Source organism: Stenotrophomonas sp. GZD-301 (assembly GCF_049310345.1).
Classification (GTDB): Bacteria; Pseudomonadota; Gammaproteobacteria; order Xanthomonadales; family Xanthomonadaceae; genus Stenotrophomonas.
Genome location: NZ_JBMOWY010000045.1, coordinates 32,689 through 53,834, shown reverse-complemented (window position 1 = coordinate 53,834; position 21,146 = coordinate 32,689). Strand labels below are relative to the sequence as shown.

Below are 21,146 nucleotides of genomic sequence, written 5' to 3'. Positions count from 1 at the left end.
CTGTGGCGAAATCTCCATCACACCGCTTTGGACAGATCATCGGCGACCTCCTGGAGGAGATCGTCCTGCCGCAGCTTCAGGCGTACTGCGATGCGCGCGGGCTCTATCTGGACAAGAAGGGAAAGCGCACGGCGCGCTCGGGCTCGAAAGTCAGCTGGCAGGACCGCTACCAGAACGTCCACGACCTTGATTTCGTCATCGAGTCGGGCGGAAGCGACAGCGTGCGTGGGCGCCCGGTTGCCTTCATTGAAGCTGCCTGGCGCCGCTACACGAAGCACTCCCGCGCAAAAGCCCAGGAGATCCAGGGCGCGGTCATGCCGATCGCCGAACAGCACCACTGGGACAAGCCCTTCCTTGGCGCCATCCTCGCGGGCGTGTTTACCAAAGACTCGCTGGCGCAGATGCGCAGCTGTGGCTTCGAGACCATTCTGATGCCCTATGACTCGATTGTTGAGGCATTCGCGTCCGTGGGCATTGACGCACGATTCGATGAGGCGACGCCGGATCAGGAGTTCGCACATGCCGTCGCGCAGATCGAATCGCTCACTCCCGAGCAGAGAGCCGTGCTCAAAGCGCAGCTGACCAACAACAATGCAGCGCAGCTGGCGGGATTCTTCGACAGCCTGAAGAAGGCCATCGACAGAGGCGTATCCAAGGTCATGGTCATGCCGCTGCACGGCGCGGAAAGGGAGTTCGCTGGCGTGGATGCGGCAACGCAGTTCCTGACGGAGCACGACCAGACCAAGGTCGACGACGGCGCGTTCCGCAAGTACGAAATCATCGTGCGTTACTCCAACGGTGACCGCGTTGAAGCCTCTTTTGAAGACAGGGCATCGGCCCTCGCCTTCCTGGGCTACATCGGGGCCACGGCCCACTAGCCCAGCGGTGGGGATGCCCCTCCCCCAGGCGGGGCAATGGTGCATCCCCCTCCCCTGTGGCAGGATCAGCCGCTCAGTCAACTGCAAGGAATGCGCGATGACACGGATGATTCCCCGGTATGCCCTGGTACTGGCCTGCGCGGTCGGCATGGCCGCCTGCACGCAACCGGCAGCACCCGATGCGCCGGCACCCTCGGGAGCGCCAGCGCCCGCGGCCAGCGCTCCGCAGGCCGATGCCACGCCGGCGCCCAACACAGCGGTGGCCCACGCGGCACCAGACCAGGCACAGCAGGCCCGGGCCTGCATGATTGCCGGTGAGTTCACGCTGTTCGGCAAGACCATCCGCTCCCGCGACTGCGTGCAGTCCAGCGGTGCCTCGAGCGAGGCAGAGCTGAAGAAGATCTGCGAAGGGTTGGCGTCCACCTCCGCGCAGATGGGCGGCAAGGCAGGCCAGGTCACTTACATGGATGCCTGCCCGTCGCCATCGCAGGGCAGCTGCAAGGGGCTGTTCGGCCTCGCCTTCGACGGCCACTACTACGAGCGTTCCGCTGAGGACCTCGCCGGACTGCCGGAGAGCTGCACCCAGGGTGGCGGCAGCTGGACCGCCGGGTGAACCCTCCACAGGGGCCGGCACGCCCCTACTCCGCCGCCGACGCGGACGCCTGCCTGCGCATCTTCGACAGCAACGTGCCCGGCTATTTCGGCACGCATGAGCGCGCCGGCTTCGCCGCGTACCTGCAGCATCCCGACCGCGCGGGCGACTACCACGTGATCGAGCGTCACGGGCGTATCGTCGCCTGCGCCGGACTGGCCATCGACGCCTCGGACGCGACGTTCTGCTGGGGCATGGTCGAACACGGCCTGCACCGCCAGGGGCTGGGCAGCGCGCTCGCGCAGGCCCGGCTGCGCCAGGCCCGTGCGCTGGGGGCGCAGCGCGTGATCCTCAGCACCAGCCAGCACACCCGCGACTTCTACGCGGCGCTGGGCTTCACCGTGACCCGGGTCGTGACCGACGGCCACGGCCCGGGCCTGGATGCGGTGGAGATGGAACAGGTCCTTGCGGGCGCCTGACGGCTCAGCCGCTCGAGACCTTCATCAGCACCAGCCCGCTGACGATCAGCACCGCCGCGCCGATCCGCATCGCGCTGACCTGCTCGCCCAGGAAGACGATGCCGACCACGAACGCGCCGACCGCGCCGATGCCGGTCCAGATCGTATAGGCGGTTCCCAGCGGCAGAGTGCGCATGGCCAGCGACAACAGCCAGAAACTGGCGGTCATGGTAACCAGGGTGATGATCGAGGGAGTGAGCTTGCTGAAACCGTCGGACTGCTTCATCGCGAACGCCCAGACAATTTCCAGTACACCGGCTGCCAACAGATAGATCCAGGCCATGCGGCCCTCCTTGATGGGGCCAGGCCGTCCTGGTCAGTAATGCCCGATGCGGGGGAGGTCGTTCCTCCTGTGCGGCGTATTTTACCCACCTGCCCGCCCGATGGGCGGTCTGCCGGGCAGCGGGCTACACGGGATTCAGACTCGGCAGTCTGGCACTGCGTGCCGCGCATGCGCTAGAATGCGCGACTGCACTGTCGGACCTGTTCCGTCGCGCAGCTCCAGCAACCAGCGGCCGATCCTGATCGCCCTGTCTGCGGAACGTCTCTATGGTGGCCCCGTCGGCCCCTCGCGACGCTAGGTCGAAAATCCCGCCAGGGCCGGAAGGCAGCAACGGTATCGATCGACGCGGGCGCCGAGGTCAGCCGGCGGGGCCGCCACCTTTTCAGGGGTCCGGCACTGGCGTGCCCTGGTGGAACACCATCCGCCACGCCTCCCCGCACTGCCGCCACAGCGAACTGCGCAGCACCGTGCGCTGGCGCGCCCCGTCGATCACATAGGCACTGCGATAACGCACCTGCGCCAGTGACGGCGCCAGCAACACCACCGCGTAATCCTCGGACACGATGCACACCTGCGCGCGATCGCACGGGATCTCGGCCAGCGCCGCGTCGCGACCGAAGACCGCGCCGGAACTGCCGATCTCGCTGAAGTCGTCATCCAGCAACGCCGACAGGCGTGCAACGTCGCCACGCACGACCGGGTCGTGCAGCGCGCGCTCCAGCGCCTCCAGATGATCGGCCAGCGCGCCATGCACCTGGCTGCCCGCCATGCTCAGGGGTCCTGCGCGACCACGTTCGCGGCGGTCGGCGCGGCCAGCACCACGCATTCGCCGGGCAGCGCCACGCGATGGCCACGCTGGCGCAGGGCCTCGCCATCGGCGTGGCTGGCGTAGTGGTACAGCATCATCCGCGCCTGCAGCGCGCGGCTGTACTCGCGCTCCAGGTCATCCACCCCGGTGTGCGACGGATTGCCGTGCAGGCCACAGTCGTGGGCGATCAGTTCGTTGTCGTCGGCATAACGCGCCAGCATTTCCGGGATCGGCCGGGTATCGCCGCTCCAGGTCAGCGCGCCCTTCAGGCGCAGGCCGTAGGCCGTTTCGGGCCAGTGGTGGCGCACCGGGAACACTTCCATGCGCACGCCGTCGTGCCAGAACGCGTCGCCGACCACGATCAGCTGGAACGCATCCCAGAAGTTGGCGCCGCCTTCGGCCAGCACGTTGGGGTAGTCGGCCACGCGGCGGTGCAGCAGCGGCACCACGGTAGCCGGCACGTACAGACGGATGCGCCCACGACGCTGCGGCGAGAAGAACGCATCCACGAACAGGCGCTCGAACCCGGCCACGTGGTCCAGGTGCACATGGGTCACGAACAACGCCTGCGGCATGTGCCCGTAGTGGGCCTGGAAGGCGGTGAGCCCTTCGCCGCCGCAGTCGATGGTCAGCCACGGCCGTCCGGCGCGCTCGATCACCGCCATCGGCGACCCCAGTTCGACGGCCGACGCATTGCCGACCCCCATGAAACGCAGCGCCCAGTCCATCAGTAACCCCGGTTCCAGGCCAGGTCGTAGGCACGGCGCAGCCGTGCATAGTCCTTTTCCACATCGTCGTGACTGCGCTCGCCGCGCAGCTTGATCAGCGAACGCAGCAGACGCTTGAGGTTGCGCTCGCGCCAGCGTGTGGCGGGGATACGCTGCACGCCGCGGTCGAAATCGATCAGCCAGCCGTGTCCGTTGGCGTCGAACAGGATGTTGTGTGCGTTGAGGTCGGCATGGTCCAGGCCGGCGCGGTGGAACCGCGCGATCAGGCGGCCGGTCTCCTCCCAGGGCGCGCCGCGGCCTGCCACCAGGGCACGGTCGGCCAGCGAGCGCACGCCTTCCAGGCGTTCCATCAGGATGGCGGCGCGGTACCGGAGGCCCTCGCGCATGTAGAACGCGGCGATCGGGCGCGGCACCGGCAGCTTCTGCGCGCGCAGCGCGCGCATCAGGCGGAACTCGGCAAAACTGCGGGTGTGGTTGGCACCGCGCCAGAAGTACTGGTCGCGGCTGAACTTGGCCGCCACGCCGCCGCGCAGGTACTGGCGCAGCACGCTGTGGCCGAACGGCGCATCGACGAACCAGGCGCCTCCGCGCCCCCCGTCGCCGACCGGGCGCGCACGGTCGCCCCAGTGCGCCGGCGAGAACAGGCTCATCTCGGCTTGCCGCAGCCGCTCGCGGTCGAACAGAATGGCACCCATCCCGCGTCCATCGCGGCAGGGCGTCAGCGCTTCAGTGGCGTCGAATGCGACCATTCCTTCGAGTCTAACAACACCATGCCATCAGCGTCCTCTTCCTTGTGCCTTTTGCGTTTGTCCGCACTCGGGGACGTGACCCATGTGGTCCCCCTCGTGCGCACCCTGCAGCGCGCCCGACCGGGCCAGACCCTGCACTGGATCATCGACAAGGCCGGCCACAAGCTGCTGGACGGATTGCCCGGCGTGGTGTTCCACCCCTACGACAAGAAGACCGGGCTGGCCGGCATGCGCGCGCTGCGCGCCAGCCTGCCGCCGGGCCGGTTCGAGGCGCTGCTGCAGATGCAGGTGGCGTTCCGCGCCAACGTGCTGTCGGCGTTCGTGCCGGCGCAGCGCCGGATCGGCTACGACCGCGCGCGCTCCAAGGATCTTCACGGGCTTTTCATCAACGAGCGCATCCCCGACCGCCCCGGCATCCATGTGCTGGACGCGATCGGCAGCTTCTGCGAGCCGCTGGGCCTGGTGCAGGACTCGGTGAGCTGGGACCTGGCCGTGCCGCCTGCGGCGTTCGAGTGGGCGCAGGCGCAGTGGGAGGACGACGGCCGGCCGGTGCTGATCATCTCGCCCTGCTCCAGCCATGTGCGCCGCAACTGGTACGCCGATCGCTACGCCGCCGTGGCCAACCACGCCACCGCACGCGGCTGGCGGGTGGTGCTGTGCGGCGGGCGCAGCACGCTGGAGCGGGACATGACCGATGCCATCCAGGCCCAGCTGCAGACCCCCGCCCTGGACCTGGTCGGCAAGGACACGCTCAAGCAGCTGCCGGCGCTGCTGGCCCGCGCCAACCTGGTGATGACCCCCGATTCGGGGCCGATGCACATCGCCAACGCGATGGGCGCCAAGGTGCTGGGGCTGCATGCGGCCAGCAATCCGCATCGCAGCGGCCCGTACTCGGACCGCCGCTACTGCGTGGACCGCTACGACGATGCCGCGCGCAAGTTTCTGGGCAAGCCGGCCAGTGAACTGAAGTGGGGCGCCAAGGTGGAGTTCGACGATGTGATGCAGCTGATTACCGTCGAGGACGGCATTGCGGCCTTCGAACGGTACGTTGCCGACCGGTAGGGCCGGGCGCTGCCCGGCTCCGTCGCCGCTCAGAGGCCCGCGGCGTAGTCCTTGTACGACTTCTCTTCGACGTAGGCCGAGCCCAGCGCGAGATTGATGTCCTTCTTGATACGGGCGCGCGCGTCGTTCTGCAGGTAGACCGTGCGGGCCAGTTCGATGAAGCGCTCGTCGAAGGCCTGGGCCTTGTCCTGCAGGCGGATGTCGTCTTCGGTATCCCACAGGCGCTCGTTGACGGCCTTGAGCTCGGCGCGCAGGCGCGCGACATCCTTGACCGCGGCCGGATGCGCCATCCAGGTCTGTTCCAGCGCGCTCAACTCGGCGTGGATATTGGCCAGCTTGGCCGGATCGCTGATGCGCTCGGACTTGATCTGCAGGATCGAGATCTTGTCGAGCAGCTCGCCGAAGGACACGGGAACGAGGATTTCTGCGGTCATGGGGGGCATTCCGTGTTGAATGCGGCCAGTTTAGCGAATAGGCACCCAAGACGTATCCGGTATGGATTCCGCGGCGACCGCGTAACGCGCCGTTGCAATCCCCCCCTCTCCGCCAGACACGCAAAAAAGGCCACCCGTGAGGGCAGCCTTTTTTGCGTGTCTGGCGGAGAGGGGGGGATTCGAACCCCCGAGGCGCTATAAACGCCTGCCTGATTTCGAGTCAGGTACATTCAACCGCTCTGCCACCTCTCCAGATGGTCCCGGCGAACCGGGGAGCGAATGATACGGGCAGGACGCGCCGACGACAAGTCATTGCGTGCAATGAAGTGAATTTCTTCTGTATGGATGCCTTGCCGGATGTCCGGCGGGCCGCGATCATGCCGTTCATCCTCAGCAACAATCCCCGGCCATCGCCCCGCCATGATCGAATTCGGACACCTGACCCACCCCGGCCTGCGCCGTGACCTCAACGAGGACACCTACTACGGCGACGGGGAGCTGTCCCTGTGGCTGGTGGCCGACGGCATGGGCGGCCATGCCTGCGGCGAAGTCGCCAGCGCCCTGGCCCGCGAGACCATCGTGCGCGAGATCCGCCGCGGTGCCACCCTGGCCCAGGCCATCCGCGTGGCCGACGAGGAGATCATCCGTACCTCGCGCCGCCGCAACGACAGCCTGCCGATGGGCACCACCGTGGTCGCCGCGCGCGTGCAGGGCAACCGGTATGAAGTGGCGTGGGTCGGCGACAGCCGCGCCTACCTGTGGCGCGATGGCACGCTGGCGCAGTTGAGCCAGGATCACAGCGTGGTCCAGGAAATGGTCAGCCAGGGCAACCTGACCGCCGAGCAGGCGCGCGCGCACCCGCACCGCAACGTGGTGACCCAGGCGCTCGGCGTAACCGACCCGGCACACCTGAACGTGGCCACCACCACCGGTGAGCTGCGCCCGGGCATGCAGCTGCTGCTGTGCAGTGACGGCCTCACCGAGGAGGTCGAGGACCAGGGCATCGCCCGCACCCTCGCCTTCGACGACGCCAGCGCGCAGGAATGCGTGGATACCCTGGTGGCCGCCGCGCTGGATGGCGGCGGCTCGGACAACATCACCGTGATCCTGGTGCGCTGCCACTGATGTAACCGTCCCGACCAACGGTCGGGACCTGCCGCCGGGGGGGCGCTGTCAGGCGCTGACTGCTTCCACTGCGTCAGGCTCGCCGTCCCAGATGGCACGGCCGGCCTTCTTGCGCAGCTTGGCCAGACGCGCCTCGTGGGCCTCCAGCTCCGAGGCGGTGGCAACCACGCGCGGGCGCGGCAGCAGGCGCGAGGTGTCAAAGGCCTGGGCGTGGGCCGTGCCCGGCCGGCCATCGTCGGCCGAGCCGAAGCCGATTTCCTCCTGGCCCGAGGTCAGCGCGATGTACACATCGCCCAGGATCTGGGCATCGAGCAGGCCGCCGTGCAGCTGGCGGTGCGCGTTGTCCACGCCCAGGCGCTTGCACAGCGCATCCAGCGAGTTGCGCTGGCCCGGGAACCGCTCGCGGGCCATTTTCAGCGTATCGATGACCGGGCAACGGTCGATGATCCGGCCGTACTGGTCGCCCAGCAGCGACAGCTCGTTGTCCAGGAAGCCCAGATCGAACGCCGCGTTGTGGATGATCAGCTCGGCGCCGTCGATGAAGGCCAGGAATTCCTCGGCCACCTCGGCAAACGTGGGCTTGTCGGCGAGGAACTCCAGGGTCAGGCCGGTGACTTCCTGCGCGCCGGGTTCGAACTCGCAGTCGGGCTTGAGGTAACGGTGGAAGTGGTTGCCGCTGGGCCGGCGTTCGAGGTACTCCACGCAGCCGATTTCGACGACGCGGTTGCCCTTCTTCCACTCCAGGCCGGTGGTTTCGGTATCTAGGATGATCTGACGCATGGGCTCAGTGTACCGGTCCAGCCGCGCGGATCCGGATGGCCGCGTCGCGGGCGAGCTGGTCCACGCGCTCGTTGTCCGGGTCACCGGAATGCCCCTTCACCCAGCGCCAGTCGATGGTATGGCGCAGGGTCGCCGCATGCAGGCGCTCCCACAGCTCGCGGTTCTTGACCGGGTCGCCGCCGGCGGTCTTCCAGTTCTTGCGGATCCAGCCCGGCATCCACTGGGTCAGCCCCTGGCGCACGTACTGGGAATCGGTGAACAGCACGATGTTGCACGGTTCGGTCAGCGCTTCCAGCCCGGAAATGGCCGCCATCAGCTCCATCCGGTTGTTGGTGGTATGCGCCTCACCGCCGCTCAGCTCGCGCTCGTGCGCGTTGTAGCGCAGCAGCGCCGCCCAGCCACCGGGGCCGGGATTGCCAAGGCAGGAACCGTCGGTGTGTATTTCAATTGTTTTCATTGCAGTCCAGATCAGGTCGCCACGGTGCCGTGCCAACGGCGTACCGGCAGTGGCGTCGGCCCCGGCAGGGCCAGGGTGCGTTTTTCAGCGGTGAACAGGCAGGCCGCGCGCAGCGGCGCCAGGCTGCCACGGTCGGGCGAGCGGTCGCGCCACATCGGGCCGAGGTAATGCAGTTCCTCGCAGGTGAGCCCTGCCTGGCCCAGGGTATGGCGCAGGCGCTGCGGCGAGCGCACCACCAGCCCGTGCCGGCGCCATTGGCTGCGCCAGGGGCTGAACGGGTTGAGGGTGGACAGCCACAGGCGGCCGCCGGGCATCAGCACGCGCGCGCACTCGTCGATCAGGCGCTCGGCGTCGCGTGCGGTCACGTGCTGCAGCACGATGGCGTTGACGCTCTCGTCGGGCAGCGGCAGCGGCAGGCCGCAGCGGGCGTCGCCGGCGTACTCCCCGGCGTCCCGGTACAGGCGCAGGCCGCGCCCGGGCAGTGTGGCCTGCTCCAGCCATGCGGGCGTCGGGGCGATCCACAGCCACGGGGTCACCGGGTGCACGGAGAGCAGCGGATGCAGGCGCTCGAACTCCAGGCGGCGCAACGCCTGCGCCGGTTCAGTATCAAACCAGGATGCGACTGTCGCTTGACGGGGGCGCGGCGCGGCGGGCATGGTCCAATTCTATGCGACTGACCGCCCTGCCCGCCTTCGCGGACAATTACATCTGGACGCTGGTCGCCGACGACGGCCGTGCGTTGATCATCGATCCCGGCCAGGCGGCGCCCGTGCTGGCCGCCGCAGCGCAGCAGAACTGGCGTCCGGAGGCCATTCTGCTCACCCATCACCACGACGACCACATCGGCGGCGTGGCCGAGTTGCAGGCCCGTTTTCCGGAGGTGGAGGTGTATGCACCGGTCGAACCGCGCATCGACCTGCCTGCCCATCGGGTGGCCGAAGGTGAATGCATTCAGGCATTGGGGCTGGGCTTGCACGTAGTATCCGTGCCCGGGCACACCCGGAGCCACATCGCGTTTCACACCGCTGAACACCTTTTCAGTGGCGATGCGCTGTTCAGCCTGGGCTGTGGGCGCATGTTCGAAGGTACGCCGTCCCAGCTTCTGGCATCCCTGCACAAGCTGGCGTCCCTGCCGTCGCAACTGCTGGTCTGTTGCGCCCACGAGTACACCGTGTCAAATGCCGTCTTCGCGCGGCATGTCGACCCCACCAACGCTGCGTTGTCGCAGCGCCATGAGGAGGCTTTGGCCATGCGCCGCGATGACCGTCCCACGCTGCCGGTAACCCTGGCAGGCGAGCTGCAGTGCAACCCGTTCCTGCGTACCCACACCGCCGTGATCCAGCAGGCCGTCAGCGCCTACCTGGGTCGTCCCGTCACCGATGAAGTCGACGTGGTCGCCGGTCTGCGGCGCTGGAAAGACGGATTCAGTACGTGAGTCGGCGATTGTTGCCGCTCGCGCTTGGCCTGGCGATCGCCGTGGCCGGCAGCGCGGGCGCCCAGTCGTTGACCGCCGGCATGTCGCAGAACGTCGCGGGCCTGTCCTCGCTGCCGTTGGACCCGTCCGCCCTGCCGCCGCCGTCGGTACGCAATGGTCAGGAGATCTTCGCCAGCTTCCGTGAGGGCCTGGCCGAGCCGACCTGCAATACCGAGGCGACCAGCCCGCGCTGGCAGAAGCAGTTCGCCCACGCCCCATCCCGCCTGGCCAACCAGGACGATGACGCCCTTGTGCTGTTCGGCTATGTGGTCGAAGAGCTGCGCAAGGCCGACCTGCCGACCGAATTCGCGCTGATCCCGTTCGTGGAGAGCGGCTACCGCCCCAACGCCCGCAACGGCAGTGGGCCGACCGGCCTGTGGCAGTTCATCGCCACCACTGCCAAGAACCATCGCGTGCAGATGACGCCCGGGTACGACGGCCGCCTGTCGGCGGTGGATTCGACCCAGGCTGCGGTGCGTTACCTCAAGACCCTGCACGGCATGTTCGGCGGCGACTGGCGCCTGGCCACGATGGCCTACAACGCCGGCGAGTACCGGGTGCTGCAGTCGCTGCGCAAGGCCGGCATGAACGCGCAGAACGCGCGGCCGGCCGAACTGCCGGGCCTATCGCCGATCACCTATGCCTACGTCGAGAAGCTGCATGCCCTGGCCTGCGTGCTCGAAGACGCCGAGACCGAGCCGGCCGTGATGGCCTCGCTGGACCGCACCGTGCCGGTGCTCAAGGGCCACACCCTGCCAGCCGGCACCAGCGTGCAGCAGTGGGCCGCCCAGCGCTCGCTGGACCCGGCGCGCATCGCACGCCTCAACCCGGCCCTGGCCAGCGGCAAGGGCCGCCCGTCCGGTCAGGTGACCGTGCTGGCCCCGTCGGCACACGCTCCCGCCGATGCCAGCGTCAGTGTGGCCAGCATTGCCAGCGCTGCGCCCGCCGCGCCTGCGGCAGCCGCCCCCGCGCGCAACGCCCCGGCCCCGGCCGCCAGCCGCACCGTGGCCAGCGCCGATCGCCCGCGCAGCCGCCGCCACACCGTGCGCGACGGCGAGTCGGCCTGGACCATCGCGCGCCGCTACGGCATGCCGCTCAAGGCACTGCTGTCGCTCAACGGGTTGTCGGGCAGCAGCGTGCTCAAGCCCGGCGCGGTGCTGCGGGTCGAAGACTGAGCCCCGCGCCCGATCGACACGCTTCAGAAGCCCGGCCATGCCGGGCTTTTTTTGGACGCGGCGGCCGGTGGGCCGGGCGCTGGGCCACGATGCCCTTGCCGGCGAATGTCCCCCGGCGTCGGCCTGCGGCCGCCACCTCCTCCTTTAGTTCGCCCACAAGGGCATCGCGGCCCACGTGTCGAGAACGCTGGCGCCTCGCAGGAGCGCTTGGCTTTCAACGCCCACCGCGAGCCGAGCCCCGTCGCGGCCGGCAGGCTCCAGGGCAAAATAAAGGAGGAGGCCGTCGCCGTCCGGCGGCGGCCGGGGGACATTTGCCCAGGGGCCTGCCGGTTGCGACGGGGCCCTCACGCTCGCCGTAGACCCGGACGGAGAAAGCAGCGTGCTTCTCCTGCTGCGACCGTTGAAATGAGACACCCAATCCAGCTTTTCCTGGACAGGCCACCCCTCACCCGCCACAAAACGCAGAAAGCCCGGCAATGCCGGGCTTTCTGCTGTCCCTGCAACCGGGGTCGGTTACAGGTTCGCTTCTTCGGTCTGCACCTTGTAGTGCTTGCGCATGGCCTGGATGTAGGCCTTGGCCGCCGCCATGCCGTCGATCTGGCTCAGCTGCTCCTTGAGCTGCTGCTGCTGCTCCGGAGTCACCTCGGCCACGTTGCCCGGGGCGACCTTGGTCACCGCGAACACCAGGTAACGGCCCTGCACCTCCACCTTGCCGTAGGTCGGCTTGCCTTCCGCCGGCGGCGCCGCGGAGAACACGGCGCGGTTGATTTCCGGGGTCGGCACCGGCTGCGTGCGCGGCAGGCCCGGCAGCGGGCTGATCTGCAGCTTTTCGCTGGCCTGCAGTGCCTGCAGCGTCTGGCCGGCCTTGAGCTTGGCCAGCAGCGCTTCCACGGCCTTCTCCGATGCCTGGCGGGTGCGGTCGGCATGGATCGCCGCGATCACCTGCTCACGCGCCTTGTCCAGCGGCAACGCCTGTTCGGCAGTGTGCTCGGTGACGCGGATCATGACGCTGTGGTTCGGTTCCAGCTCGATCGGGTCGCTGACCGTGCCGTCCTGGGTCAGCACATCGGAGAACGCGGCGCGCAGCACGGCCGGGTTGGTGGCGATGCCGCTGGCGGTGGCGCGGTTGAACGGGCCCAGGGTCTGCACCGGCAGGCCGATGTCCTTGGCCGCGCCTTCCAGCGAGGTCGGGTTCTTGTACACCAGGTCGACCAGGCGGCCGCTCAGTTCGGTGAACGCACGGTCGTTGTCGGCCTTGAGCTGTTCGGCGGCCAGCTGGTCGCGCACTTCCTCGAATGCACGGCCCTCGCCGCCCTTGAGTTCGCGCAGCTTCAGCACGTGATAACCGAAGTCGGTCTTGACCGGCCCGGTCACGTCACCGACCTTCATCGCGAACAGCGCGTCTTCGAACGGCTTGACCATCGCGCCACGCTCGACCCAGCCCAGATCACCGCCGGTGCCCTTGGAGCCCGGATCTTCGGAGTTGGCATTGGCCAGCGCAGCGAAATCGGCGCCCGGCGCCTTGGCGTCGGCGGCAAGGCGCGTCGCCTTCTCTTCGGCAGCCTTGAGCTTGGCCGGGTCGCTGCCGTCGGCGGCGATCAGGATGTGCGAGGCCAGACGCTGTTCGGGCGTGGCGAAACGCGCCTTCTCGTCTTCGTAGCGCTTGCGCAGCGTGGCCTCATCGGCCGGCGCGGCGGCCGGCAGGGTCGCGCCGTTGATCTCGACGTACTCCAGCTTCACCGTCTCCGGCTGGCGGAAGTCCTTCAGATGCGCGTCGTACCACTGCTTGATCTGCGCGTCGGTAACCTCGGCGGTATCGGCCGGCGTTTCCGGCAGCGCGGCGATCTCCACGTCACGGGTTTCGCCCAGCAGCTTCATCAGACGCTCGGCTTCGGCCTGGGTGGTGAAGCCGGACAGCTGCAATGCCGAGGGCACCACCGACTGCTGGATGCTCTCGCGCACCAGCGCTTCGAACTGCGTCGGGGTACGCGGCGGGTTGCTGCTGGCCAGCGCGATGCGGTACTGGTCGTTGTTGAACTTGCCGTCCGGCCCCAGGAACCCCGGGATCGAAACAATGTAGTCACGCACGGCCTTGTCGCCGATCACGATGCCGGACTGTTCGCCGGCCAGGCGCACGACCTGTTCGTCGATCATCTGGTCGAGCACGGCCAGCTTGCTTTCGGTGCTTTCGAACTGACGCGGGTCGAAATTCTCGCCCTGTTCCTGGCGCGCCTGCTGGCGGGCCTGTTCGAAACGCACGCGGAAGTCCTGCGAGCTGATCTCGTGGTGCTGCCACAGGAACGACACCGGCCACCATGACGGGGCCGACTTCCACCAGGTCGGCGGCGCGGCCACCTTGGCCACGTTCTGCGCGCCGACGCCACCGAGGTAGCTGTTGTCGATCACGAACAGGAACGGAATCATCAGCAGCCCCAGGATCACGGTGACGATCCAGCCTGAGGTCTTGTCGCGAAGTTTCTGCAGCATGGGAAGAATCAAGGCCTGATTGGCGAGCCCGGCAGTGTAACCCGCTTCGGGCGCGGCTCCAAAAGCGGCGCGGCGGCAGGCGGTCACCTGCTTTCCATGCGCTGGCCGGATCGACCCGTGCGGGGCCGGCGAACGCGCAAAAGAAAAGCCCCTGGTTTGCACCAGGGGCCTTCAAGAATTGGCGGAGCGGACGGGACTCGAACCCGCGACCTCCGGCGTGACAGGCCAGCATTCTAACCAGCTGAACTACCGCTCCGCGCTTGAAACTTTGCAGGCGCTCATTATATCCGAAGATACTCCGAAAAACCTACCCCGATTTACTTCTTTTCGAGGATTTATTTAAAACTGGCGGAGCGGACGGGACTCGAACCCGCGACCTCCGGCGTGACAGGCCAGCATTCTAACCAGCTGAACTACCGCTCCGCGCTTTGACTCTTCTGTTTTCTGCAGCAACTCGCATCGTTGCAGAAAACAAGGCCCCCGATTGCTCAGGGGCCCGGTGTAGTGGCGGAGCGGACGGGACTCGAACCCGCGACCTCCGGCGTGACAGGCCAGCATTCTAACCAGCTGAACTACCGCTCCACTTTCAAACCTGTGTTACTGGCAGTGCTTGGTGGGTGCTGAGGGTTTCGAACCCCCGACCCTCTCCGTGTAAAGGAGACGCTCTACCGCTGAGCTAAGCACCCCAGCAAGCCGCTTAGTTTACGGCATCCTTCAGGGCTTTGCCAGCCTTGAACGACGGATTCTTCGAAGCAGCGATCTTGATGGTGTCGCCGGTCTTCGGGTTGCGGCCGGTACGGGCAGCGCGCGCACGGACCTGGAACGTGCCGAAGCCAACCAGCGTCACCGCTTCACCGCCCTTCAGGGCCTTGGTGACGGAAGCGATGACGGCATCGACGGCGCGGCTGGACTCGGCCTTGGTCAGGTCGGCGGCTTCAGCAACGGCGTCGATCAATTCGGTCTTGTTCATTCTCTACAGCTCCTTTGGCGGGGATTCCGCGTATTCGACAGTAAAGCATCCGACCGACAGTGCAGCCGGATACCGTGAAGTTCTCAGTTCGCCGAATTCAGTTTTTTGCTGACTCGCGAGTGGTGCTTTTATACCAGTCGCCCCCTACCCACGCAAGCTGAAAAGCCAATAACGACGCGGGTTTCGGCGATTTCCAGATGGCGCGTCAGTGCTTGACGCGCGTCGTGGAAGATGTCTTGCTCTTGCCACGCACTGTGACGCGCTGCCCATCTTTACCGGGCTTCTTCGGCGTCAGCGGTGTCTCCAGCGCCAGGTCGAGCACCTCTTCGATCCACTTCACCGGCACGATCTTCAGATCGCGGGTGACGTTGGCCGGGATGTCGGCCAGATCCTTGCGGTTCTCCTCGGGGATGATCACCGTGGTGATGCCGCCGCGCAGCGCCGCCAGCAGCTTCTCCTTGAGGCCACCGATGGCGGTCACACGGCCGCGCAGGGTGATCTCACCGGTCATGGCGACTTCGGCGCGGATCGGCACCTTGGTCAGCATCGACACCAGCGAGGTCACCATCGCGATGCCGGCGCTGGGGCCGTCCTTGGGCGTGGCACCGTCCGGCACGTGGACGTGCACGTCGTGCTTCTGCAGGAACTCGGCGTCGATGCCCAGGCGTTCGGCGCGCGAGCGCACCACCGACAGGGCGGCCGACGCCGACTCCTTCATCACGTTGCCGAGCTGGCCGGTCAGGATCAGCGCGCCCTTGCCCGGGACCAGGGTGGATTCGATCTGCAGCAGGTCGCCGCCCACCTCGGTCCAGGCCAGGCCGGTGACCAGGCCGATTTCGTTCTGTTCCTCGGCACGGCCGAAGTCGAAGCGACGCACGCCCAGGTACTTGTCCAGGTTCTTGCCGCTGACCGACACCAGCGCTTTCTTCTTCGCGCCGGTCTTCTTGCCGGCCTTGGCCGGCTTGGCCGCCGCGACCGGGCCCGCCAGCGCGATCTCCTTGACCACCTTGCGGCAGATCTTGGCGACTTCGCGCTCCAGGTTGCGCACGCCCGATTCGCGGGTGTAGTAGCGCACCACGTCCTGGATCGCGTCGGCACCGATTTCCAGTTCCTCCGGCTTCAGGCCGTTGGCCTTGAGCTGCTTGGGCACCAGGTAGCGCATGGCGATGTTGAGCTTCTCATCCTCGGTGTAGCCGGGGATGCGGATGACTTCCATGCGGTCCAGCAGCGGGCCGGGGATGTTGAGCGAGTTGGAGGTCGCCACGAACATCACTTCGGACAGGTCCAGGTCCACTTCCAGGTAGTGGTCGTTGAACGCGTTGTTCTGCTCGGGATCGAGCACTTCCAGCAGCGCCGACGACGGATCGCCACGGAAGTCCATCGACATCTTGTCGATTTCGTCGAGCACGAACAGCGCGTTCTTGCTGCCCACCTTGTTGAGGTTCTGCACGATGCGGCCGGGCATCGAACCGACGTAGGTACGGCGATGCCCGCGGATCTCGGCCTCGTCGCGCACGCCACCCAGGCTCATGCGCACGAACTTGCGGTTGGTCGCCTTGGCGATCGACTGCCCCAGCGAGGTCTTGCCCACGCCCGGCGGCCCGACCAGGCACAGGATCGGCCCCTTCATCTGCTTCACCCGCGACTGCACTGCGAGGTACTCCAGGATGCGGTCCTTGACCTTGTCCAGGCCGAAGTGATCGGCATCCAGGGTGTCCTGCGCGGCCTTGAGGTCCTTGCGCACCTTGGTGCGCTTCTTCCACGGCACGCCCAGCAGCCAGTCCAGGTAGTTGCGCACGACCGCCGCTTCGGCCGACATCGGCGACATCTGCTTGAGCTTGTTGAGCTCGGCCTTGGCCTTGGTTTCCACCGGCTTGGGCATGCCCGCCTCGGCGATCTTGCGGGCCAGCTCTTCCAGCTCGCCCGGTGCGTCGTCCAGGTCGCCCAGTTCCTTCTGGATGGCCTTCATCTGTTCGTTGAGGTAGTACTCGCGCTGGCTCTTTTCCATCTGCGACTTCACGCGGCCGCGGATGCGCTTTTCCATCTGCTGCACGTCGATTTCGCCGTCGACCAGGCCGACCAGCATTTCCAGCCGGTCGCCGATCTGCAGGGTTTCCAGCAGGCGCTGCTTGTCGGCCAGGCGCACGCTGATGTGCGCGGCGATGGTATCGGCCAGACGCGCCGGCTCGTCGATACCGGCCAGGGTCTGCAGCAGTTCCGGCGGCAGCTTGCGGTTGGTCTTGACGTACTGCTCGAACAGCGACATCAGCGAACGGGCGATCGCCTCGATCTCACGCGGCTCGCGCGATTCGTCCGATTCGATTTCCACGCCCACGCCATGCAGCGAGCCGTCGCGCTCGGTGACCTGGGTGACGTTGACGCGCGACAGGCCTTCGACCAGCACCTTGATGGTGCCGTCGGGCAGCTTCAGCAGCTGCAGCACCTGGGCCAGCGTACCGACCTGGTATAGGTCGGCCGCGGTCGGGTCGTCGGTCTCGGCCGACTTCTGCGCCAGCAGCAGGATGCGCTTGTCCGCCTCCATCGCCTGCTCCAGCGCATGCATGGACTTGTCGCGGCCGACGAACAGCGGAATGACCATGTGCGGGAACACCACCACGTCACGCAGCGGCAGTACCGGCAGGTCGAGAGTCTCAGTAGGGGAACGGGCCATGTGGGCTCCAGTGGAACAGTGGGGATGGCCTCCGGGCGGCCTCGCCCGGATACAAAAAAAGCCGATGGCCTCGTTATGGGGCCATCGGCTTCTAGATGCAAGCTGTTCTGAAAAATTTCTTTCAATTCAATTACTTGAACTGATTATTCAGCACCAGCCGCCTTCTGTTCAGGCGCCGGCGGCGTCTGGTAGATCAGGTACGGCTCGGACTTGTGTTCGATCACCGATTCGTCCACCACCACCTTGCTGACGTTCTCTGCCGACGGCAGGTCATACATGGTGTCCAGCAGGACCGATTCGACGATCGTACGCAGGCCGCGGGCACCGGTCTTGCGCTTGAGCGCCTTGCGGGCAATGGCAGCCAGCGCGTCCGGGCGGAACTCGAGCTCGACGTGCTCCATCTCGAACAGCTTCTTGAACTGCTTGGTGATGGCGTTCTTCGGCTCGGTCAGGATCCGCACCAGGGCCGCTTCGTCCAGCTCTTCCAGGGTGGCCACGACCGGCAGACGACCGACGAACTCGGGAATCAGGCCGAACTTGATCAGGTCTTCCGGCTCGACTTCGGCCAGCACCTTGCCCACTTCCTGCTTGCGCTCGGCGCTCTTGACCTTGGCCCCGAAGCCGATGCCGCCCGAATCGTTGGACCGCTGCTGGATCACCTTGTCCAGGCCGGCAAACGCGCCGCCGCAGATGAACAGGATGTTCTTGGTGTCCACCTGCAGGAATTCCTGCTGCGGGTGCTTGCGGCCGCCCTGCGGCGGAACGCTGGCCACGGTGCCTTCGATCAGCTTCAGCAGGGCCTGCTGGACGCCTTCGCCGGACACATCGCGGGTAATCGACGGGTTCTCGCTCTTGCGCGAGATCTTGTCGATTTCATCGATGTAGACGATGCCCTGCTGTGCCTTCTCGACGTCGTAGTCGCACTTCTGCAGCAGCTTCTGGATGATGTTCTCCACGTCCTCGCCCACGTAACCGGCTTCGGTCAGCGTGGTGGCGTCGGCCATGGTGAACGGCACGTTGAGCAGGCGGGCCAGGGTTTCGGCCAGCAGCGTCTTGCCCGAACCGGTCGGACCGACCAGCAGGATGTTCGACTTCGCCAGCTCGACTTCGTCGTTCTTCTGGCGGCTCTCGATGCGCTTGTAGTGGTTGTACACGGCCACGGCCAGCGTGCGCTTGGCGCGGTTCTGGCCGATCACGTACTGGTCCAGGACCTCGAGGATCTCGCGCGGCTTGGGCAGCGAACTGCGTGCCGACTGCGCCTTCTCCTCCAGCTCCTCACGGATGATGTCGTTGCACAGCTCCACGCATTCATCACAGATGAATACGCTCGGACCCGCAATCAGCTTGCGCACCTCATGCTGGCTCTTACCGCAGAAGGAGCAGTAGAGGATCTTGCCGCTGTCCGTGGAACGACCTTGGCGGTCTTCGCTCATGCTTCGCTTACCCAGTTACCCCACCCGCTGAACGGGGGTTCGATTCGAGAATAACACAGGGCCCGGAGGACGCCAGTCCTGCCCGACCCTGCGGAAACAAGCCGGAATGCCGGCCTGGTGGCGTCATCACGCCGGCTGGATCGACTCTTCCGGACGACGTTCCAGCACCTGGTCGACCAGCCCGTAGGCCATCGCCTCGGACGCGCTCTTGAAGTTGTCGCGCTCGGTATCACGCGCGATGGTCTCCATCGACTGGCCGGTGTGCCGTGCCAGGATTTCATTCAGGCGCGAACGCAGCGTCAGGATCTCGCGCGCATGGATGTCGATATCCGTGGCCTGGCCCTGGTAGCCGCCCAGCGGCTGGTGGATCATCACGCGCGAATTGGGCAGCGCATAGCGCTTGCCGGCTTCACCCGCGGCCAGCAGCAGGGCGCCCATCGAGGCCGCCTGGCCGATGCAGGTGGTGCTCACATTCGGCTTGATGTACTGCATGGTGTCGTAGATCGCCATGCCGGCGGTGACCACGCCACCGGGCGAGTTGATGTAGATGTTGATGTCCTTTTCCGGGTTTTCCGATTCCAGGAACAGCAACTGCGCCACCACCACGTTGGCCATGTGATCGTCGATCGGGCCCACGAGGAAGATCAGGCGCTCCTTCAACAGGCGCGAATAGATGTCATAGGCGCGCTCGCCGCGGCTGGTCTGCTCGACCACCATCGGAACCAGGTTCAGGGCTTTGGTTCGGTTGTCCATTACGTGAGGCACCTATCTTGGGGGGGACAACCCCGCGCCGGAGCGCGGGGCGTGAAACGCCGTCCGCTTACTGACGGATGGCGTCCTGGAACGACATCGGCTGCTCGGTGTGCTGGGCGCGCTCGGCGATCCAGTCGATCACCTGCTCTTCCATCACGCGGTTCTGCAGCCCACTCATCAGCTGGGGGTCGTTGCGGTACATCTCAATGACCTGCTCCGGCTCTTCATAGGTCGAGGCGATCAGGCGCATGGTTTCATTCAGGCGCTTGGGGTCCAGGCGCAGGTCGTTCTTGCGGGCCACTTCACCGACCAGCAGGCCGACCAGCACGCGCTTGGCGGCGGCGTCCTTGAAGCCTTCATGGGCGTCGGCCGGGACGTCGCCCGGGTTGCGGCCGCTGCGGCGGATCTGCTCGATCTGCTGGGCCAGCATGGCGCGGGCTTCGTTCTCGACCAGGCGCGGCGGCATTTCCACCGACGCATAGGCGGCGATCAGCTGCTCGCCCACTTCACGGCGCAGGCGGTTCATCAGCGCGCCCTTCAGCTCGCGCTCCAGGTTGGCGCGGATGTCCTTGCGGAACTGCTCCACGTCGCCACCCTTCACACCGAAGCTCTTGATGAAGTCGGCGTCGACTTCCGGCAGCACCGGCTCGGACACGTCCACCGCCTTGACGGTGACCTTGACCTGCTTGCCCGCCAGTGCCGGCACGCGCCAGTCAGCCGGGAACTCGACGTCGAGGGTCTTTTCCTCACCCTTGGCCAGACCGACCAGGCCCTGTTCGATCTGCTCGAACATCATGCCCTGGCCCACGATCACGCTGCCCTTTTCGCTGCCTTCGGCCGGCAGGCGCTCGTCGCCGGCCTGCGACCAGGTTTCCAGCGCAACCAGATCGCCGTCCTGGGCACCACGGGTGACCGGGCTCCAGCTGCGGCGCTGCTCGCGCAGGTTCTGGATCATCTGGTCGATGTCGGCATCGTTGATCTCGGCGGTGTGGCGCACCACGGTCAGCTTGCTGACGTCCACGTCGCCGAAGTCCGGCACCAGCTCGACGGTGGCCACGAAGGAGAACTCGCCTTCGTCGCCCTTGTCGATGCGCGGGGTGCCGGCGATGCGCAGCTCATGCTCGCGCAGTGCGGCATCGAAGGTTTCGCGCAGGAGGCCGTCAACGGCCTCGCTGCGGACCTGCTGGCCGAAACGCTGCTCGATCACCTTGGCCGGGATCTTGCCCGGACGGAAGCCCTTGATCCGCGCGGTACGGGCGATTTCGCCCAGACGGCCGCTGATGTGGGTCTGCAGGCGGTCTTCCGGCAGCGAGAAGGTCAGGCGGCGTTCCAGGTTGCCGGTGGATTCGATCGAAGCTTGCATGTTGACTCCTGCCACCGGAGGCATGGGCCCCGGCACGATGTGATGGATGAAACGGGTTTTGGACGCGGGGTCGTGAACGCGCTTGCCCGCCGCAGCCCTGTAGTTTCGCCGATTCCGGCCAGCGCCGCCAGCACAGGGCCGGGAACGTCACAGGGCGTATCACGGCCAGCATGTGGCCGTCTCCCGGATCCGGGACGTGCCCTTGGTCATGGGTGCGGGCCAAACCGGCCCGCACTGGTGCGAAAGGGGGGACTCGAACCCCCACGCCTTGCGGCACTGGAACCTAAATCCAGGGCGTCTACCAATTCCGCCACTTTCGCGAGCGTGCGCTCAGCGGCACATTGTTGCAGGCGGGAGCGCAAACAGGAAGGTCATCACATTGCTTAACCCGTTGGCTTTCCTGCCG

At 66.6% G+C, this 21,146-nt stretch carries 21 protein-coding genes, 6 tRNA genes and 1 other RNA gene; 8 read left to right on the top strand and 20 right to left on the bottom strand.

Annotation, left to right across the window (positions count from 1 at the left end):
• The first annotated feature begins 2 nt into the window (after positions 1-2).
• The 3 genes from ACO6VK_RS12600 to ACO6VK_RS12590 all read left to right on the top strand — a co-directional run bounded on the left by ACO6VK_RS12600 (position 3) and on the right by ACO6VK_RS12590 (position 1,949).
• A complete protein-coding gene (locus ACO6VK_RS12600) occupies positions 3-878 on the top strand; it encodes a DNA methylase (protein WP_422507667.1) in 876 nt (291 codons plus the stop codon).
• A gap of 97 nt (positions 879-975) precedes the next feature.
• Positions 976-1,491 (top strand): hypothetical protein, encoded by a 516-nt coding sequence (locus ACO6VK_RS12595; protein WP_422507595.1) that lies wholly within the window; start codon positions 976-978, stop codon positions 1,489-1,491.
• Positions 1,488-1,949, top strand: coding sequence for a GNAT family N-acetyltransferase (locus tag ACO6VK_RS12590; RefSeq protein WP_422507593.1), 462 nt, complete (start codon positions 1,488-1,490; stop codon positions 1,947-1,949). The genes ACO6VK_RS12595 and ACO6VK_RS12590 overlap by 4 nt, the downstream gene beginning before the upstream one ends.
• A 4-nt stretch (positions 1,950-1,953) precedes the next feature.
• On the opposite strand, the gene ACO6VK_RS12585 is transcribed toward ACO6VK_RS12590, so the two are convergent.
• A complete protein-coding gene (locus ACO6VK_RS12585; RefSeq protein WP_411850078.1) occupies positions 1,954-2,271 on the bottom strand; it encodes a DMT family transporter in 318 nt (105 codons plus the stop codon).
• A gap of 275 nt (positions 2,272-2,546) precedes the next feature.
• On the opposite strand from ACO6VK_RS12585, the gene ffs reads away from it, so the two are divergent.
• Positions 2,547-2,643, top strand: an RNA gene (ffs, locus tag ACO6VK_RS12580) — signal recognition particle sRNA small type.
• 10 nt (positions 2,644-2,653) lie between these two features.
• On the opposite strand, the gene ACO6VK_RS12575 is transcribed toward ffs, so the two are convergent.
• From ACO6VK_RS12575 to ACO6VK_RS12565, 3 genes are read right to left on the bottom strand one after another with little or no spacing between them, the layout of a single operon-like run.
• Positions 2,654-3,046, bottom strand: a complete 393-nt coding sequence (locus ACO6VK_RS12575) for a DUF4440 domain-containing protein (RefSeq protein WP_422507665.1) — start codon at positions 3,044-3,046, stop codon at positions 2,654-2,656.
• A complete protein-coding gene (locus tag ACO6VK_RS12570) occupies positions 3,043-3,807 on the bottom strand; it encodes an MBL fold metallo-hydrolase (RefSeq protein WP_422507590.1) in 765 nt (254 codons plus the stop codon). The genes ACO6VK_RS12575 and ACO6VK_RS12570 overlap by 4 nt, the downstream gene beginning before the upstream one ends.
• Positions 3,807-4,556: a 3-deoxy-D-manno-octulosonic acid kinase gene (locus ACO6VK_RS12565; RefSeq protein ID WP_422507588.1), complete on the bottom strand. Its 750-nt coding sequence runs from the start codon at positions 4,554-4,556 to the stop codon at positions 3,807-3,809. The genes ACO6VK_RS12570 and ACO6VK_RS12565 overlap by 1 nt, the downstream gene beginning before the upstream one ends.
• 21 nt (positions 4,557-4,577) lie before the next feature.
• On the opposite strand from ACO6VK_RS12565, the gene ACO6VK_RS12560 reads away from it, so the two are divergent.
• A complete protein-coding gene (locus ACO6VK_RS12560) occupies positions 4,578-5,618 on the top strand; it encodes a glycosyltransferase family 9 protein (protein ID WP_422507586.1) in 1,041 nt (346 codons plus the stop codon).
• A 29-nt stretch (positions 5,619-5,647) separates the two neighbouring features.
• Here the strand turns inward: ACO6VK_RS12560 and ACO6VK_RS12555 are convergent, their stop codons facing one another.
• Together ACO6VK_RS12555 and ACO6VK_RS12550 are read right to left on the bottom strand one after the other, a co-directional pair.
• The gene (locus tag ACO6VK_RS12555; RefSeq protein ID WP_422507584.1) at positions 5,648-6,052 is read right to left on the bottom strand and encodes a DUF6165 family protein; all 405 of its coding nucleotides are present in this window, start codon (positions 6,050-6,052) and stop codon (positions 5,648-5,650) included.
• 161 nt (positions 6,053-6,213) lie between these two features.
• A tRNA-Ser gene (locus tag ACO6VK_RS12550) sits at positions 6,214-6,304 on the bottom strand.
• Positions 6,305-6,472: 168 nt separating this feature from the next.
• On the opposite strand from ACO6VK_RS12550, the gene ACO6VK_RS12545 reads away from it, so the two are divergent.
• Positions 6,473-7,177 (top strand): PP2C family protein-serine/threonine phosphatase, encoded by a 705-nt coding sequence (locus ACO6VK_RS12545; RefSeq protein ID WP_026070711.1) that lies wholly within the window; start codon positions 6,473-6,475, stop codon positions 7,175-7,177.
• A 48-nt stretch (positions 7,178-7,225) separates the two neighbouring features.
• Here ACO6VK_RS12545 and dnaQ read toward each other — a convergent pair whose 3' ends face one another.
• From dnaQ to ACO6VK_RS12530, 3 genes are read right to left on the bottom strand one after another with little or no spacing between them, the layout of a single operon-like run.
• The gene (gene dnaQ / locus ACO6VK_RS12540) at positions 7,226-7,957 is read right to left on the bottom strand and encodes a DNA polymerase III subunit epsilon (RefSeq protein WP_422507582.1); all 732 of its coding nucleotides are present in this window, start codon (positions 7,955-7,957) and stop codon (positions 7,226-7,228) included.
• Between the two features lie 4 nt (positions 7,958-7,961).
• Positions 7,962-8,414, bottom strand: a complete 453-nt coding sequence (gene rnhA, locus ACO6VK_RS12535) for a ribonuclease HI (protein WP_411850071.1) — start codon at positions 8,412-8,414, stop codon at positions 7,962-7,964.
• Positions 8,415-8,425: 11 nt separating this feature from the next.
• A complete protein-coding gene (locus ACO6VK_RS12530) occupies positions 8,426-9,070 on the bottom strand; it encodes a methyltransferase domain-containing protein (protein WP_422507580.1) in 645 nt (214 codons plus the stop codon).
• Positions 9,071-9,081: 11 nt separating this feature from the next.
• Here ACO6VK_RS12530 and gloB point away from each other — a divergent pair, with 11 nt between their 5' ends.
• Positions 9,082-9,849, top strand: a complete 768-nt coding sequence (gene gloB, locus ACO6VK_RS12525; RefSeq protein WP_422507578.1) for a hydroxyacylglutathione hydrolase — start codon at positions 9,082-9,084, stop codon at positions 9,847-9,849.
• Positions 9,846-11,063, top strand: coding sequence for a transglycosylase SLT domain-containing protein (locus tag ACO6VK_RS12520; protein ID WP_422507576.1), 1,218 nt, complete (start codon positions 9,846-9,848; stop codon positions 11,061-11,063). Before gloB ends, ACO6VK_RS12520 begins: the two co-directional genes overlap by 4 nt.
• 513 nt (positions 11,064-11,576) lie before the next feature.
• Here ACO6VK_RS12520 and ACO6VK_RS12515 read toward each other — a convergent pair.
• The 11 genes from ACO6VK_RS12515 to ACO6VK_RS12465 form a co-directional block, all read right to left on the bottom strand.
• Positions 11,577-13,550 (bottom strand): peptidyl-prolyl cis-trans isomerase, encoded by a 1,974-nt coding sequence (locus ACO6VK_RS12515; RefSeq protein ID WP_422507574.1) that lies wholly within the window; start codon positions 13,548-13,550, stop codon positions 11,577-11,579.
• Positions 13,551-13,729: 179 nt separating this feature from the next.
• Positions 13,730-13,806: transfer RNA gene (locus ACO6VK_RS12510), tRNA-Asp, on the bottom strand.
• Between the two features lie 90 nt (positions 13,807-13,896).
• Positions 13,897-13,973, bottom strand: a tRNA-Asp gene (locus ACO6VK_RS12505).
• A gap of 82 nt (positions 13,974-14,055) precedes the next feature.
• Positions 14,056-14,132 (bottom strand) — tRNA-Asp (locus tag ACO6VK_RS12500).
• A 29-nt stretch (positions 14,133-14,161) separates the two neighbouring features.
• Positions 14,162-14,236: transfer RNA gene (locus tag ACO6VK_RS12495), tRNA-Val, on the bottom strand.
• 11 nt (positions 14,237-14,247) lie between these two features.
• The gene (locus ACO6VK_RS12490) at positions 14,248-14,520 is read right to left on the bottom strand and encodes an HU family DNA-binding protein (protein ID WP_017356992.1); all 273 of its coding nucleotides are present in this window, start codon (positions 14,518-14,520) and stop codon (positions 14,248-14,250) included.
• A gap of 205 nt (positions 14,521-14,725) precedes the next feature.
• Entirely contained in the window at positions 14,726-17,191 is a 2,466-nt protein-coding gene (gene lon, locus ACO6VK_RS12485) for an endopeptidase La (RefSeq protein ID WP_422507571.1), read from the bottom strand.
• A gap of 143 nt (positions 17,192-17,334) precedes the next feature.
• A complete protein-coding gene (gene clpX, locus ACO6VK_RS12480; protein WP_411850065.1) occupies positions 17,335-18,624 on the bottom strand; it encodes an ATP-dependent Clp protease ATP-binding subunit ClpX in 1,290 nt (429 codons plus the stop codon).
• 126 nt (positions 18,625-18,750) lie between these two features.
• Positions 18,751-19,377, bottom strand: coding sequence for an ATP-dependent Clp endopeptidase proteolytic subunit ClpP (clpP, locus tag ACO6VK_RS12475; protein ID WP_422507569.1), 627 nt, complete (start codon positions 19,375-19,377; stop codon positions 18,751-18,753).
• A gap of 67 nt (positions 19,378-19,444) precedes the next feature.
• Entirely contained in the window at positions 19,445-20,740 is a 1,296-nt protein-coding gene (gene tig, locus ACO6VK_RS12470) for a trigger factor (RefSeq protein ID WP_411850064.1), read from the bottom strand.
• A gap of 235 nt (positions 20,741-20,975) precedes the next feature.
• Positions 20,976-21,060, bottom strand: a tRNA-Leu gene (locus tag ACO6VK_RS12465).
• Between the last annotated feature and the right edge of the window lie 86 nt (positions 21,061-21,146).

What these genes read in the sequence shown, in the direction of transcription:
- clpX (WP_411850065.1), bottom strand. Translation starts at nt 18,624, where the DNA reads ATGAGCGAAGACCGCCAAGGTCGTTCCACGGACAGCGGCAAGATCCTC.
- ACO6VK_RS12565 (WP_422507588.1), bottom strand. Translation starts at nt 4,556, where the DNA reads ATGGTCGCATTCGACGCCACTGAAGCGCTGACGCCCTGCCGCGATGGA.
- ACO6VK_RS12545 (WP_026070711.1), top strand. Translation starts at nt 6,473, where the DNA reads ATGATCGAATTCGGACACCTGACCCACCCCGGCCTGCGCCGTGACCTC.
- ACO6VK_RS12570 (WP_422507590.1), bottom strand. Translation starts at nt 3,807, where the DNA reads ATGGACTGGGCGCTGCGTTTCATGGGGGTCGGCAATGCGTCGGCCGTC.
- ACO6VK_RS12595 (WP_422507595.1), top strand. Translation starts at nt 976, where the DNA reads ATGACACGGATGATTCCCCGGTATGCCCTGGTACTGGCCTGCGCGGTC.
- ACO6VK_RS12555 (WP_422507584.1), bottom strand. Translation starts at nt 6,052, where the DNA reads ATGACCGCAGAAATCCTCGTTCCCGTGTCCTTCGGCGAGCTGCTCGAC.
- ACO6VK_RS12530 (WP_422507580.1), bottom strand. Translation starts at nt 9,070, where the DNA reads ATGCCCGCCGCGCCGCGCCCCCGTCAAGCGACAGTCGCATCCTGGTTT.
- gloB (WP_422507578.1), top strand. Translation starts at nt 9,082, where the DNA reads ATGCGACTGACCGCCCTGCCCGCCTTCGCGGACAATTACATCTGGACG.
- dnaQ (WP_422507582.1), bottom strand. Translation starts at nt 7,957, where the DNA reads ATGCGTCAGATCATCCTAGATACCGAAACCACCGGCCTGGAGTGGAAG.
- tig (WP_411850064.1), bottom strand. Translation starts at nt 20,740, where the DNA reads ATGCAAGCTTCGATCGAATCCACCGGCAACCTGGAACGCCGCCTGACC.
- ACO6VK_RS12515 (WP_422507574.1), bottom strand. Translation starts at nt 13,550, where the DNA reads ATGCTGCAGAAACTTCGCGACAAGACCTCAGGCTGGATCGTCACCGTG.
- lon (WP_422507571.1), bottom strand. Translation starts at nt 17,191, where the DNA reads ATGGCCCGTTCCCCTACTGAGACTCTCGACCTGCCGGTACTGCCGCTG.
- ACO6VK_RS12490 (WP_017356992.1), bottom strand. Translation starts at nt 14,520, where the DNA reads ATGAACAAGACCGAATTGATCGACGCCGTTGCTGAAGCCGCCGACCTG.
- ACO6VK_RS12585 (WP_411850078.1), bottom strand. Translation starts at nt 2,271, where the DNA reads ATGGCCTGGATCTATCTGTTGGCAGCCGGTGTACTGGAAATTGTCTGG.
- rnhA (WP_411850071.1), bottom strand. Translation starts at nt 8,414, where the DNA reads ATGAAAACAATTGAAATACACACCGACGGTTCCTGCCTTGGCAATCCC.
- clpP (WP_422507569.1), bottom strand. Translation starts at nt 19,377, where the DNA reads ATGGACAACCGAACCAAAGCCCTGAACCTGGTTCCGATGGTGGTCGAG.
- ACO6VK_RS12560 (WP_422507586.1), top strand. Translation starts at nt 4,578, where the DNA reads ATGCCATCAGCGTCCTCTTCCTTGTGCCTTTTGCGTTTGTCCGCACTC.